Annotated in this window: 11 protein-coding genes; 9 read left to right on the forward strand and 2 right to left on the reverse strand. The window is 69.5% G+C overall.

Annotation, left to right across the window (positions count from 1 at the left end; translation table 11 throughout):
- Positions 1–108 precede the first annotated feature (108 nt).
- Positions 109–1,902, forward strand: a complete 1,794-nt coding sequence (gene aspS, locus ACWEO7_RS15755) for an aspartate--tRNA ligase (RefSeq protein WP_452423953.1) — start codon at positions 109–111, stop codon at positions 1,900–1,902.
- A 62-nt stretch (positions 1,903–1,964) separates the two neighbouring features.
- On the forward strand, positions 1,965–2,933 hold the full coding sequence (locus ACWEO7_RS15760; protein ID WP_452423954.1) for a DUF389 domain-containing protein: 969 nt from the start codon (positions 1,965–1,967) through the stop codon (positions 2,931–2,933).
- Between the two features lie 7 nt (positions 2,934–2,940).
- On the opposite strand, the gene ACWEO7_RS15765 is transcribed toward ACWEO7_RS15760, so the two are convergent.
- Positions 2,941–3,912, reverse strand: coding sequence for a hypothetical protein (locus tag ACWEO7_RS15765; RefSeq protein ID WP_452423956.1), 972 nt, complete (start codon positions 3,910–3,912; stop codon positions 2,941–2,943).
- 190 nt (positions 3,913–4,102) lie between these two features.
- Here ACWEO7_RS15765 and ACWEO7_RS15770 point away from each other — a divergent pair, with 190 nt between their 5' ends.
- Positions 4,103–5,272: a phosphotransferase family protein gene (locus tag ACWEO7_RS15770; RefSeq protein ID WP_355070564.1), complete on the forward strand. Its 1,170-nt coding sequence runs from the start codon at positions 4,103–4,105 to the stop codon at positions 5,270–5,272.
- Positions 5,273–5,324: 52 nt separating this feature from the next.
- Here ACWEO7_RS15770 and ACWEO7_RS15775 read toward each other — a convergent pair whose 3' ends face one another.
- The gene (locus ACWEO7_RS15775; protein WP_452423957.1) at positions 5,325–6,995 is read right to left on the reverse strand and encodes an alkaline phosphatase D family protein; all 1,671 of its coding nucleotides are present in this window, start codon (positions 6,993–6,995) and stop codon (positions 5,325–5,327) included.
- Between the two features lie 83 nt (positions 6,996–7,078).
- Here ACWEO7_RS15775 and ACWEO7_RS15780 point away from each other — a divergent pair, with 83 nt between their 5' ends.
- The 6 genes from ACWEO7_RS15780 to ACWEO7_RS15805 all read left to right on the forward strand — a co-directional run bounded on the left by ACWEO7_RS15780 (position 7,079) and on the right by ACWEO7_RS15805 (position 14,527).
- A complete protein-coding gene (locus tag ACWEO7_RS15780; protein ID WP_452423959.1) occupies positions 7,079–8,461 on the forward strand; it encodes a replication-associated recombination protein A in 1,383 nt (460 codons plus the stop codon).
- Positions 8,462–8,640: 179 nt separating this feature from the next.
- Entirely contained in the window at positions 8,641–11,310 is a 2,670-nt protein-coding gene (alaS, locus tag ACWEO7_RS15785) for an alanine--tRNA ligase (protein WP_452423961.1), read from the forward strand.
- The gene (gene ruvX, locus ACWEO7_RS15790; RefSeq protein WP_452423963.1) at positions 11,310–11,873 is read left to right on the forward strand and encodes a Holliday junction resolvase RuvX; all 564 of its coding nucleotides are present in this window, start codon (positions 11,310–11,312) and stop codon (positions 11,871–11,873) included. Before alaS ends, ruvX begins: the two co-directional genes overlap by 1 nt.
- Positions 11,870–13,372, forward strand: a complete 1,503-nt coding sequence (mltG, locus tag ACWEO7_RS15795) for an endolytic transglycosylase MltG (protein ID WP_452423965.1) — start codon at positions 11,870–11,872, stop codon at positions 13,370–13,372. The genes ruvX and mltG overlap by 4 nt, the downstream gene beginning before the upstream one ends.
- Positions 13,362–14,180 carry a shikimate dehydrogenase gene (locus ACWEO7_RS15800; RefSeq protein WP_452423967.1) on the forward strand — a complete coding sequence of 273 codons (819 nt, stop codon included), beginning with the start codon at positions 13,362–13,364 and terminating at the stop codon, positions 14,178–14,180. The genes mltG and ACWEO7_RS15800 overlap by 11 nt, the downstream gene beginning before the upstream one ends.
- 92 nt (positions 14,181–14,272) lie before the next feature.
- A complete protein-coding gene (locus ACWEO7_RS15805) occupies positions 14,273–14,527 on the forward strand; it encodes a hypothetical protein (RefSeq protein ID WP_452423969.1) in 255 nt (84 codons plus the stop codon).
- The last annotated feature ends 18 nt before the right edge of the window (positions 14,528–14,545 follow it).

Genomic DNA, 14,545 nt, shown 5'->3' on the forward strand with positions numbered 1-14,545 from the left:
TTGGCACGGGCGCGTCGATATCGGTTTCCACTCACCGAATGTGTCTCACTACGATGGACTCGCACTTGGTCACACCGCGCCGGTGCCAGAGTCGTCGAAAGGAACCCCGTGCTGCGCACCCACTTGGCTGGTTCGCTGCGAAGCGAGCATGCCGGTCAGACCGTCACTCTCACCGGCTGGGTGGCGCGGCGGCGTGACCACGGTGGGGTGATCTTCATCGATCTGCGCGACGCCTCCGGTGTGGCCCAGGCCGTGTTCCGCGAGGGCGAACCCGCCGAGCAGGCACACCGACTGCGCGCGGAGTACTGCGTGCGCGTCACCGGCACCGTGGAACCGCGGCCGAGCGGCAACGAGAACCCGGAACTGCCGACCGGCGCCATCGAGGTGAACGTCACCGAGCTCGAGGTGCTGAACGAGAGCGCCCCGCTGCCCTTCCAGCTGGACGAGCAGCCCGGTGAGGAAGCGCGCCTGAAGCACCGCTACCTGGATCTGCGCCGCGAGGGCCCGGCGCACGCCATCCGGCTGCGGTCCAAGGTCAACGCGGCCGCCCGCGAGGTGCTCGGCCGCCATGAGTTCGTCGAGGTGGAGACGCCGACGCTGACCCGGTCGACGCCCGAGGGCGCGCGCGACTTCGTGGTGCCCGCCCGCCTGCAGCCGGGCAACTTCTACGCCCTTCCGCAGAGCCCGCAGCTGTTCAAGCAGCTGCTCATGGTCGGCGGCATCGAACGCTACTTCCAGATCGCGCGGTGCTACCGGGACGAGGACTTCCGCGCCGACCGCCAGCCGGAGTTCACCCAGCTCGACATCGAGATGAGCTTCGTGCGCCAGGAGGACGTGATCCTGCTGGCCGAGGAGATCCTGGTCGCGCTGTGGAAGCTGATCGGCTACGAGATCCAGACCCCGATCCCGCACATGACCTACGCCGAGGCCATGCGCCGGTTCGGTAGCGACAAGCCCGACCTGCGTTTCGGCGTGGAGATCACCGAGTGCACCGACTACTTCAAGGACACCCCGTTCCGGGTGTTCCAGGCGCCTTATGTCGGTGCGGTGGTCATGCCGGGCGGTGCGAGCCAGCCGCGGCGCCAGCTCGACGCCTGGCAGGAATGGGCCAAGCAGCGCGGCGCCAAGGGTCTGGCGTACGTGCTGGTGAACGAGGACGGCACACTGGGCGGCCCGGTCGCGAAGAACCTCACCGAGGCCGAGCGCGACGGCTTGGCCAAGCACGTCGGCGCGGTTCCGGGTGACTGCGTGTTCTTCGCCGCGGGCGCCGCCAAGGCGCAGCGCGCGCTGCTCGGCGCGGCGCGGGTCGAGATCGCCCGCAAGGTCGGTCTGATCGATGAGGACGCCTGGTCGTTCGTGTGGATCGTGGACGCGCCGCTGTTCGAGCCGACCGTCGAGGCGACCGCAAGCGGTGACGTGGCAGTGGGCCATTCCGCCTGGACCGCGGTGCACCACGCCTTCACCTCGCCGAAGCCGGAGTCGCTGGACACCTTCGACACCGATCCGGGCTCGGCGCTGGCCTACGCCTACGACATCGTCTGCAACGGCAACGAGATCGGCGGCGGCTCGATTCGTATCCACCGTCGTGATGTACAGGAACGCGTCTTCGAGGTGATGGGCATCACCCCGGAGGAGGCGCAGGAGCAGTTCGGCTTCCTGCTGGACGCTTTCGCCTTCGGCGCGCCGCCGCACGGCGGCATCGCCTTCGGCTGGGACCGGGTCACCGCACTGCTGGCGGGGGAGGACTCGATCCGCGAGGTCATCGCGTTCCCGAAGACCGGCGGCGGCGTCGACCCGCTGACCGACGCGCCCGCGCCGATCAGCGAGCTGCAGCGCAAAGAGGCGGGTCTGGACGTCAAGCCGGAGCAGAAGAAGGGCGAGCACGCCGAGACCGCCTCGTAGCGGGCGCTCGCGCGAACGGTACCTTCTGGTCAGCTACACCTGCCCGACCGCGAGGAAACCCGTTGCTGCATTTGCGCCTGATCAGCCCGCCGGATCTCACCGACGAGGTGCTCGCGGTACTCGCCGCCGATCCCGGGGTCACGCACGTGACCCTGGCCCGCGGTGCCGCGCTGGAGCCGAAGGGCGATCTCGTCCAGGCGGACGTGGCTCGTGAGGCCGCCAACGACGTGCTCGACGACTTGACCGCGCTGGGCGTCTGCCGGTCCGGCGGGATGACGCTCACGCCGGTCGAGACGGTCCTGTCGGAGGCGGGCGAGCGCGCGGTTCATGAGGCGCCCGGTGATCCGAGCGACGCGGTGGTGTGGGAGGAACTGCTCGCGCAGACGCACGAGGAGTCGAGCCTCAACGCGACTTTTCTCGCGTTCCTCACGATCGCCTGCCTGCTCGCGGCCGTGGGCGTCGCGACCGATTCGCCGGTGACGATCGTCGGCGCGATGGTCGTCGGCCCGGAGTTCGGTCCGCTCGCCGCTTTCGCGGTCGCGTTGGTGCGCAGGGACATCGGCCTCGCCCGCCGCTCGGCCCTCGCGCTCGCGGTGGGGTTTCCGGTGGCGATGGTGGTCACGTTGGTGGCCACGGTGGTGTGGGAACAGGTCGGCTGGATCACCATGGACGGGGTGAGCGGCGTCGAGCAGGTCGACTTCATCTATCAGGTGGGTCCGTTCTCCCTGGTCGTCGCGCTATTGGCGGGCGCGGCCGGCATGCTCTCGCTCGTGACCGCGAAGTCGGCCGCGCTGGTCGGCGTGTTCATCTCGGTGACCACCGTGCCCGCGGCCGGATTCGCCGTGGTCGCGGCGACCCTGGGGGAGTGGCGGGTGGCGTTCCTGTCCGCGGGCCAGCTGGCGGTGAACATGGCGGGCATCATCGTGGCCGGGATCATCGTGCTCCAGCTCCGGCCGCGCGCGGGTAGCGAGGCCGGTCCGGTGGAACGGTTGCGGCGCTGGGTCGGCATGCGCGCACCGGTCGAGAAGTGAGCGGGCCTCACGCGGCGGCGACGGTGCCTCCGGTGAGCACTCGGTAGGCATAGGTCACCGCGATCACGGAGACCGGGCCCGCGATCAGCAGACCGAGACCGCACAGCAGCGTGCCCAGGAACGTGATCACCAGCACGGCCAGCGCGAGCAGCAGCACCTGCCAGGCGTTGGCGACCACCAGCGTGAAACTGGACTTCAGCGCCTCGAACGGACCCTGGTCCTGATCGACGACGAAGTGCAACGAGAACATGCACAGCCATCCGGCGATCAGTCCGGGAAGCAAGCAGAGCGCCGAGCCGAGGAAGGTCAGCGTGAATGCCAGCAACGCGGTGAGCAACACGTTGCCCGCGTTCACGAATCGGAAGTATGCGCCGAAAGGCGGTGGGGTGCCGTCGGTTTCGTACAGCGCGCCGCGCACCATCGCCGCCTGCAGCAGCCACACGCCTGCCATGACCGCCAAGAAGATGAGCAGCAGCGGCAGCATCGACGTCGGGTCGGTGAGCTGGACGACGACCACGAACGCCAAGTAGATGACAAGGCCCACCGCGGTCACCCCGAACCACGGCCCCGGATTGGCCCAGAGTCGCGCCCAGCCGTAACTGATTGCCCGGCCCACGTCGAGTCTGCCGGGACCGGTCGAGACCTGCTGGTAGCCGTAGATCGGCTCCTGCGCGGGCGCGGGGCCGGACGGCGCCCAGCCCGGCCCGGTGCCTTGCGGTCCGTAGCTGGGGTGCCCCGCGCCCACAGGCGGTGGCGGCTCCAGCGGTTCGTTGCCGTAGTGCGCCGCACCGGGGCCTTCGAACTGCGGATATCCGGCCGGACCCGCCATCTCGTGGCGGGCGTGGCCGGTCCCGGGGCCGGGAGCCTGCGGATTCGGGCTCTCGTGCTGCCCGGGCCGGGCCGCGAAGCGTTCGTCGTCGTTCGGCAAGGGAGCGCCGCCACCTGATTGTTTGGGTGCGGAGGGCGGGATCTCGGTCATGCGTAGACCTTTCCACTCAACTGGTTTGCGGTGTGGCGCAGGGCAGTTGACGATGAGAAAACCCGACGGGTGTGGAGGTGTCAAGCGACCTGCGGCCGCCGTCCGGCCATGCCGGAGACACGCCGAGCGACGCGGAAAGGTTGTGTAACCGCTCGCTAGAAGTGACCCCATGCGAGTACTTTGAGAGGCGATGACCGCACTATTGGCCGAACGCGCCGCCGAAGTCGTGTCCGCAGCGCAACAGTTGCTCACAAAGCGAATGGGTGCTCCGGTAAAGCTGAGCGATCCGATCGAACTCAGCGGTAGTGGTAGGACGACGGTCCTACGCGTGCGTGTAGCGGAGAACGCCTTTTCATTGCCGCGAACCCTGATCATCAAGCAGGTCCGCGGCGCGGCACAGGATCGCCGGACCGGCGGCTTGGCGCCCGGGGTGGCCAGCGTCGATTCCGCGTTCCTCCGCGAGACGGTGTCCTATCAGTTCACCACCGCGTTGAGCCGGGAGCATCGGCCGGGCGCGTACCTGGTCGCGCACAGCCTTCCCGACCGTCTGCTGATCCTCAGTGACCTGGGTGAGAACTCCCTGCTCACCGCCGTGCTCCGCTCCGGGGCCGAGCCCGCGGGCCGCAACGCCCTGATGGCGTTCGCTCAGGCGCTGGGCCGGATGCACGCCGCCACCGTCGGGCGCGAGGCGGACTTCGTCGCGCTGCTGCGCCGAGTGGACGTGGTGCACCGGGTGGACGGCATCGCCCAGCAGGCCGAGTCGGCGATCGCCGAGGTGCCCGGTCTGCTCCAGCGCGAACTGGGCATCGAGGTGCCGGGCGAGATCGCCGAGCGCATCGTGCGCGGCAACCGGCTGTACTCCGCGGGCCGTTTCCGCGCGTTCAGCCCGTCGGACCTCTGCCCGGACAATGTGATCTTGAACGAGGAGGGTGCTCGCTTCCTCGACTACGAGTGGGGCGGCTTCCGCGACGCCACCTTGGACATCGCCTACGCGCTGGTGTCCTTCCCTGGCTGCCTGTGCGATGTCGAGCTCTCGCGGGAGCGCGCGCGGCAGATGGTCGAGGCCTGGCGCGCCGAGGTCGTGGGCGTGTGGCCCGCGCTGGCCGATGACGACCAGCTGGCCGAACGCATTCTGGAAGCTCGGCTGATCTGGGTCTGGCTGTCCACCTACTGGTTCCTGCCCGCCGATCACACCCGTATCGCGGCTGCCAGGGAGCACGGGCTGTCGGTGCCGCGCTCGGCGGCGCTGATCAACCGCTGGGCCGCGCTCGCCGAAGACGCGCGGTGCACGGGGGACGACATCGTGGGAGATTTCGCCGAGGACGTATCGGCGATGCTGGAAGAACGTTGGGGCGAGTAGGCCGCGCACCCGGGGGCTGCTGCCCCCGGAGACGGCGCGCGGCCGCCGCGCTCTAGCCGAGCGGGACCTGCCGCGGCTCGATCCGGCCCCCGCTGCGCACCGCGAACGAAGCACCGTAGCGCACATCGGAATTCGGGTCCGCCACGTCCAGCAGGTAGTACCAGTCCATCTGCGCGTGGTCGGGGGTGATCTCCAGCACGCCGTAGCCGTGCGAGTCCAACTCCACATAACGCAGATGGCGGTTGACCGTCTTGATCGCTTCGGCGATCGGAGCGGAATTCGTGTGGACCATGTCGCCGATGCTGGTCGAGGTCACCGACGGCACCACGAACTCGGCGCCCGCCGTCACGCCGCCCGGGTAGCTCGCCGCGTCCACGGGGAGATCGGCGGCCCATGAGGAGTGGATGTCCCCGGTCAGGAACAGTACGTCGGAAATCTGCTGATCGATGATGGCGCGAAACAGCCTGGTGCGGTCGGCGGTGTAGCCGTCCCACTGGTCGCCGTTCAGCGACGGACCGGACTGCGGGACGCCCATGGTGCTGGTGATCGCCGCCGTGGTGGCGGGCTCGAGCGGCGGGAAGACCAGCGGGGCGATCATGACCGAGTTGCCGACCAGTTTCCACCGCACCGGCGCGGAGGCCAAGCCCGCGGTCAGCCATTCCATCTGCGCCTTGCCGGTGATGGTGCGCGCCGGGTCGTCGGCCTCGCGCCAGTTCGCGCCCGGCTTCGCCTCCTGGTCGCGGTAGCTGCGCAGATCCAGCATGGTGAGCTCGGCCAGGGTGCCGAAGCGCAGCCTGCGGTAGATCCGCACGTCGGCGCCGGAGCCGGAGGCCCGGACCGGCATCCACTCCAGATAGGCCTGCGCGGAGGCGGCGCGCCGGTCGGCCCAGCTGCCCTCGGTGGCGGGATCGTGATTGTTCGCGCCGCCGGACCAGGAGTTGTCCGCGGATTCGTGGTCGTCCCAGGTGCAGATGAACGGCAAGGTGGCGTGCAGGCCGAGCAGATCCGGGTCGGTCTTGTACTGGGCGTGGCGGATGCGGTAGTCCGCCAGGCTGACGATCTCGTTGGCCGGATCGTGCGGGCGTACGGCGCCGTTGCGGCCCCCGTACTTGCCGCGGCCGTACTCGTAGATGTAGTCGCCCAAGTGCACGATCGCGTCCAGGTCGGTGCGGGCGGTCAGGTGACGGTAGGCGCCGAAGTAGCCCGCCTCCCAGTTCGAGCACGACACCACGCCGAACCGAAGGCGATCCGGTGCGTCCGCCGTGGCGGGCGCGGTCTTGGTGCGGCCCACCGGAGAGGTCTGGCCAAGGGCGGTGAAGCGATAGAAGTACTCGACGCCGGGAGCCAGGCCGGAAATGTCGACCTTGACCGTATGGTCGGAGTCCGCCGAGGTCGTCACGGCGCCGGACGCGGCGACCGAGGCGAACCGCTCGTCCGCCGCGATCTCCCACCGCACGGTCGCCGGGTCGCCCAGGCCCGAGCCGGGCGTCGCGTCGTCGGAGACGGTTACGCGGGTCCAGACGATCACGCCGTCGGCAAGCGGGTCCCCCGAGGCCACGCCGTGCCGGAACACCGGTGTCGCGGCTTCCGCGTCACCGGCGCCCAGCACCGCGGTGGCGGTGGCGGCGGCCGCGCTGCCCTTGAAAAGAGTGCGCCGAGCGAAGCGCGCGGTGGACGAGGGATCTGAAACGGATACGTTTTCAGGCACGGGTACCGATCCCATCCGAAGTACCGGCGACACGCAACTCCGTCGGTCGCCGCGCCTGTCGACCGCGCGGCCGCGCCGGAGGCTCATCCGGGAACGGCATGTCGTGCTGTCGGTGCGCCTCGGTAACGTTTCTTGTCGTGAGCGATGGTTTGTTCGACGTGCCCGGAGCCGCGGTGTCTCCGGAGCATTCGATCGACACCGTGGTGCGCCGGGACGCGGGTGCGCCGCTGGCCGTGCGCATGCGCCCGGCCACACTGGAGGAAGTGGTCGGACAGCAACATCTGCTCGGTCCCGGTTCGCCGCTGCGCAGGCTGATCGAGGGTTCGGGCGCCGCGTCGGTATTGCTGTACGGCCCGCCCGGCACCGGCAAGACCACCCTCGCCTCACTCCTGTCCCAGGCCACCGGCCGCCGGTTCGAAGCGTTGTCGGCGCTCTCGGCCGGGGTCAAAGAGGTGCGCGCGGTCATCGACGTGGCGCGGCGCAGGCTGGCTACGGGCGAGCAGACCGTGCTGTTCATCGACGAGGTCCACCGCTTCTCCAAGACCCAGCAGGACGCCCTGCTCGCCGCGGTGGAGAACCGCATCGTCCTGCTGGTCGGCGCGACCACCGAGAACCCGTCGTTCTCGGTGGTGTCGCCGCTGCTGTCGCGCTCACTGGTGCTGCAACTGCGGTCGCTCACGGAAACCGACATCCGCGAGGTGCTCGCCCGCGCGATCACCGATGCACGCGGCCTCGACGGCGCGTACACGGTGACCGAGGCCGCGCTCGACCACATCGTCCGGATCGCGGGCGGTGACGCCCGCCGCGCGTTGACCGCTCTGGAAGCGTCGGCGGAGTCCTCGCTCGACGGCACGGTCGACGTGGACCTGGTCGAAGCCAGCGTGGACAAGGCCGCCGTCCGCTACGACCGCGCCGGCGACCAGCACTACGACGTGATCAGCGCGTTCATCAAGTCCATCCGCGGTTCGGACGTCGACGCCGCGCTGCACTACCTGGCGCGCATGCTGAGCGCGGGGGAGGACCCGCGCTTCATCGCCCGGCGGCTGATGATCCACGCGAGCGAGGACATCGGCATGGCCGACCCGATGGCACTGCAGACGGCGACCGCCGCCGCGCAGGTGGTGCAGCTGGTCGGTCTGCCCGAAGGCCGCCTCGCGCTCGCCCAAGCCACCATCCACCTGGCCACGGCCCCGAAGTCCGGCGCCGTCGTGGCCGCGATCGGCGCCGCCATGGCCGACGTCGCGGCGGGCAAGGCGGGCCCGGTTCCGCCCCATCTGCGCGACGGCCACTACCCCGGCGCGGCGGCGCTCGGCAACGCGCAGGGCTACAAGTACCCGCACGACGACAAGGACGGCGTGCTCGGCCAGCAGTACCCGCCCGACGAGCTGGTCGGCGTCGACTACTACCACCCCACCGACCACGGCCACGAACGCGAGATCGGCCCCAGGGTCGACAAGCTGCGCCGCATCGTCCGAGGCTGACCGCCCGATAGCCGGCGCACTGTGTCGGTATCGGTGCATCCGACAAGGGGCGGAAGGAACTGGGTGTCTCCGTGGCGGCGAGCCGCTGCGGGGCTGGGTTCACCGACCGGACGGCGGGGGCGCGACGGGAGCCCGGTCGATGAATAATCGCGTGCGCCGCACCGGTAAGCTGGGTATTCGTGCAGACCCACGAGATTCGACGGCGTTTCCTGGACCATTTCCTCCGTGCCAGCCATACCGAGGTGCCGAGTGCCTCGCTGATCCTGGCCGACCCGAACCTGCTGTTCGTCAACGCGGGCATGGTCCAGTTCAAGCCGTACTTCCTGGGTCAGGAGGCGCCGCCCTACCCGCGGGCGACCAGCGTGCAGAAATGCGTGCGAACCGGCGATATCGAAGAGGTCGGCGTCACCACCCGGCACAACACCTTCTTCCAGATGGCGGGCAACTTCTCCTTCGGTGACTACTTCAAGGAGGGGGCGATCACCCTCGCTTGGGAGCTGATCTCCAAGCCGCAGGACGACGGCGGGTACGGGTTCGATCCCGAGCGGATCTGGGTGACCGTGTACCAGGACGACCCGGAGGCCGCCGAGATCTGGAAGCGGGTCGCGGGCATCCCCGAGGAGCGCATCCAGTTCCGCGACGGCAAGGACAACTACTGGGACATGGGCGTGCCCGGCCCCGGCGGACCCTGCTCGGAGATCTACTACGACCGCGGCCCCGAGTACGGCCGCGACGGCGGACCGGTCGCCGACGAGGACCGCTACCTCGAGATCTGGAACCTCGTGTTCATGCAGGACATCCGTGGTGAGCTGAGCCCCAAGCTCGGGCACCCGCCGGTCGGGTCGCTGCCGAAGAAGAACATCGATACCGGCATGGGCGTCGAGCGCATCGCGCTGCTGCTGCAGGGCGTGGACAACGTCTACGAGACCGACCTGCTGCGCCCGATCATCGACAAGGCCGAGGAACTGACCGGACGCTCCTACGGCGTCCAGCACGAGGACGACGTCCGCTTCCGCGTGATCGCCGACCATGCTCGCACCGCCGCCATGCTGATCGCCGACGGCGTGAACCCGGGCAACGACGGCCGCGGGTACGTGCTGCGCCGCCTGCTGCGCCGCATCGTGCGCTCGGCCCGCCTGCTCGGCGCCGAGAAGCCGGTGATGAGCGAGTTCATGAAGGTCGTCAGCGACCTGATGGCCCCGTCCTACCCGGAGCTGGCCACCGACTTCCGCCGCATCGAGACCGTCGCGGTCGGCGAGGAGACGGCGTTCCTGAAGACGCTGAACACGGGCTCCACCCTGTTCGACAACACCGCCGCCGCGGTGAAGGCCCACGGCGGCAGCACGATCGCCGGGTCGGACGCGTTCACCCTGCACGACACCTACGGCTTCCCGATCGATCTGACGCTGGAGATGGCCGCGGAGGCCGGGCTGTCGGTCGACGAAGAGGGCTTCCGCTCGCTCATGGCCGAGCAGCGTCAGCGGGCCAAGGAGGACGCGCAGGCGCGCAAGCACGCCCACGCCGACCTCACGATCTACAAGGAACTGGTCGACCGCGGCGCCACCGAGTTCACCGGCTTCGACGAGCTCACCTCCGAGGCCACCGTGCTCGCCCTGATCGCCGACGGTGTGCGGGTGCCGACGGCGACCGTGGGGCAGGACGTCGAGGTCATCTTGGACCGCAGCCCGCTCTACGCCGAGGCGGGCGGCCAGATCGCCGACCGCGGCTCCATCACCGCCTCGTCGGGATTGAAGCTGCGCGTGAACGACGTGCAGAAGATCGCCAAGAAGCTGTGGGTGCACAAGACCACGGTGGAGCACGGCCAGATCACCGAGGGCGACGTCGTGCTGGCCCAGGCCGACCCGTCCTGGCGGCGGGGTGCCACGCAGGGTCATTCCGGCACGCACATGGTGCATGCCGCCCTCCGGCAGGTGCTCGGCCCGAACGCCGTGCAGGCCGGTTCGCTGAACAAGCCGGGCTACCTGCGGTTCGACTTCAACTGGCAGGGCCAGCTGTCCGAGCAGCAGAAAGCCGACATCGAGGTCGTCTCCAACGACGCGGTCGGCGCCGACTTCCCGGTGAACACCTTCGTCACCGATCTGCCGAAGGCCAAGCAGATGGGCGCGCTGGCCTTGTTCGGCGAGAACTACGGCAACGAAGTGCGCGTGGTGGAGATCGGCGGCCCGTTCTCGATGGAGCTGTGCGGCGGCACGCACGTGCAGCATTCCTCGCAGATCGGCCCGATCACGGTGCTCGGCGAGTCGTCGGTCGGCTCCGGCGTGCGTCGCGTGGAGGCGTTCGTCGGCTTGGATTCCTACGCGTACCTGGCCAAGGAGCGCGCGCTGCTGGCCGGTGTTGCCTCCGCGCTCAAGGTGCCCTCCGAGGAGGTGCCCGCTCGCGTCGAGCAGCTGGTGGAGCGGCTCAAGGTGGCCGAGAAGGAGCTCGAGCGCACGAAGATGGCCGCCGTGCTGTCCTCGGCGGGCGAATTCGTCGAGAAGGCCGAGCGGATCGGCCGGCTGCTGCTGGTCGCCGTGGCCGCGCCGGAGGGCGTGTCCGCGGGCGATCTGCGCACGCTGGCCACTGACATCCGCGGCCGGTTCGGCAGCGAGCCCGCCGTGGTGGTATTGCTCGGCAACGCCGACGGCAAGGTGCCGTTCGTGGTCGCGGTGAACAAGCCCGCTCAGGAGCTCGGCATCAAGGCGGGCGATCTGGTCGGCAGCTTCGGCCCGAGTATCGCGGGACGAGGCGGCGGCAAGCCGGAGATGGCGCAGGGCGCGGGCTCGGACCCGTCCGGCATTCCGGCCGGCCTGACCGCGGTCCGCGCGCGGGTGGCCGAACTCGCCGGGTGATGGGCGACCCATCGGAACCGGAGCGGTCGGCGCCGCGCGGCGCCGACCGGCCGCATGCGGCCACCGACCCCGGTCGGGGCAGGCGGATCGGCGTCGACGTCGGCAGTGTCCGGATCGGGGTCGCCGCGAGCGATCCCGACGGCATCCTCGCCACCCCGGTGGAGACCGTGCCGCGCGCGAAACCGTCCCGGCGATCGGCTCCCGCACCCGATATCGAAAGAATTGCCGAAATTGTGCGGGAGTACGAGGCAGTCGAGGTAATCGTCGGATTGCCGCGAACATTACGCGGGGAGAAAGGCACTGCGGCTACGCTGGCCACCGCATTCGCTGAGCGATTGCGGGCTGCTGTCGGGCCGGTGCCGGTCCGGCTTTCCGACGAACGTTTGACTACGGTGTCAGCTGCACGTGCATTGCGGGACAGTGGAGTTCGCGCGCGTGGCCAGCGGCAGGTGATCGATCAGGCGGCGGCCGTGTCGATCCTGCAAGGATGGTTGGACGAACGGAGTGCGGTGTTGAGGTCGGTGGAAGCGGGACGTCCTGCGTCGTCCGGGGACGATGCATGACGGATCGGTGGGCGCGGGCCGAGGAACTGTTCCGACAGCGCGAAGCTGATCGGCGTTACCGGAGAGACGACCGGGCCTGGGGCGAGTACGACGGCGACCAGTACGACGATTACGACGACGACACGACCGTCATCCCTCGCTATGTCGACGACGAGGAAGACCCGGAGCCCGCGCCGCCGCCACCGGCCCCACGGCGCGGCGGACAGCGCCCCAGGACGACGCGTGTCGAGGAGCCGCGCCGCTCGAAGCGCGCGGAGTCGAAACGCGCCCGGCCCGAGCGCTCCGGCCGCTCGCAGCGCGGCAAGCGATCCCGGGTCGCCTCTCGCAAAGCCGCCGAGCGCAAGAAGCGCCGCCGCAACCTATGGTTCGTCGCGGGTGTCTTCATCCTTCTCTTCGCCGGCGCCGTGATCTTCGCCGGGATGAAGCTGGTCGCCAGTATGGCTCCGCCGAAAGACTTCGCGGGGCCAGGGGGGCCGCTCGTGGTGGTGCAGGTGCATCCGGGCGACACCTCCCAGCAGATCGCGGGGACGATGGTCGAGCGCGGCGTCGTGGCGAGCTCGGGCGCGTTCTTCCAAGCGGCCGTGCGCAATTCGAACATGAACGCGGTGCAGCCCGGCTTCTACGCGATCCCCAGCCAGAGCCCGGCCGCCGAGGCGGTGTCGGCGCTGGTGAGCAAGTCCTCGCGGGTCGGCAATCTGGTCGTCTCCGAGGGACGGCTGCTGCACGACCAACACGACATGAGCACCGGCGGGCGGTACGACGGCATCTACCGCAAGATCGCGGAGGCCAGCTGCATCGGCACCGGCACCAATCAGAAGTGCGTGAGCTACGAACAGCTCGATGCCGCGGGCGCGAGCCTGGACCTGGCCGCGCTCGGAGTGCCGGCGTGGGCGATCCAGGGTGTCAAGGACTGCCCGGACCGGACACGGCAGCTGGAAGGCCTGATCGCCGCGGGCACATGGGATTTCGATCCGAGCGGGACGCCCGCGGAGATCCTGCGGCAATTGGTGACCGCGAGCGCGAAGAGCTATGAGTCCACCGGACTGCTGCAGTCCGGCGCCGACACGAAACTGACGCCGTACCAGACGCTGGTCGCCGCCTCGCTGGTGGAACGCGAGGCGAAGCCTCAGGACATGGGCAAGGTGGCACGGGTGATCGTGAACCGGCTGCGGGTCGATCAGATGCTGCAGTTCGACTCGACGGTGAACTACACCCTGGATCGCACCGAGGTGGCGACCACAGACGCCGACCGCGCCCAGGAAACCGCCTGGAACACCTATGCGATGCGTGGCCTGCCCAAGACTCCGATCGCCGCGCCGTCGTTGAACGCGTTGCGTGCCATGGAGAATCCGGAGCAGGGGCCGTGGCTGTACTTCGTCACCGTCGACAAGCAGGGCACCACCCTGTTCACCGACGACTATCAGGAGCATCTGCGCCTGATCGCACGGGCGCAGCGCAGCGGCATCCTCGACAGTTCCAAGGACAGCGGTGGCCGGTAATCGCAAGGCGGCGGTGCTCGGAAAGCCGATCGCGCACTCGCGATCGCCGCAGCTGCACTTGGCCGCGTACCGCGCGCTCGGACTGGACTGGAGCTACGAGCGCATCGAATGCTCGGCGGAGCAGCTGCCCGGGCTGGTCGACGGGCTCGGGCCGGAATGGGTCGGGCTTTCGGTGACCATGCCCGGCAAGGAGGCGGCACTGGCCTATGCCGATGAGCGCACCGACCGGGCCGTGCTGGTCGGATCGGCCAACACCTTGGTCCGGCGCGACGCGGGCTGGCTGGCCGACTGCACCGACGTGGACGGTGTCCTCGGAGCGCTCCGCGGCGGTGGTGTCACCGACCTGACCGAGGGCGTGGTGCTGGGGGCCGGCGGCACCGCGCGGCCCGCCCTGCTGGCGTTGTCGGAGCTGGGCGCGAAGTCGGTGACCGTGGTCGCCCGGGACGCCGGACGGGCGCGCGGCGCGCTGGAACTCGCCGAGCGGCTGGGGATGATCGCGTCGCTGGCCGGTTTCGATGCCGGGGCGCTGCGTACGATCTGCGCGGCCGCGGGAGCCGTGGTGAGCACCATTCCCGCCACGGCGGCGGCGGTGATCGCCCCCGCGGCAGCCGAGGCGCCGGTGGTGCTCGACGCGATCTACAACCCCTGGCCCACCCCGCTGGCCGAGGCGGTGGCCCGGTCCGGGCACACGGTGGTCAGTGGTCTGCAGATGCTGCTGAACCAGGCGTATGGGCAGGTCGAACTGTTCACCGGGCAGGCAGCGCCGCGCGCGGAGATGGCGGCGGCGCTGGACGAAGGGCGTCGATAGCCTTCTCACCAGCGGTGCGTCTCTGCCCTTTCCGCTGCCGTGATCGCCGGTTATGCTGTCGTCCAACGCGTTTCAACGGGAGGGGTAGCGTTGTGTTGATCCGACTCGGAGTCACCGTCGCGATGGGGATCGCGGCATCCGCGTTCGTCTTCGCCGGACAGTCGGCGGCGAAAGCCGATGGCTGCGCATCGGCGCAGCCGACTTGGGGGTTCCAGTGCGTGGCCGCGGCGTCGAACATCTCGCTGGCGAACTGCATGAAAGAGGCGCCGCTGTGGCACAAAGACGGGAAGTGCATTCAGCGGAACGACGGTAGCGGTAGGTACGACCTCTGGATTCCGTCCAACTGAGACACGCAGGGCCGTAGT

This window comes from Nocardia sp. NPDC004260 (assembly GCF_053603155.1).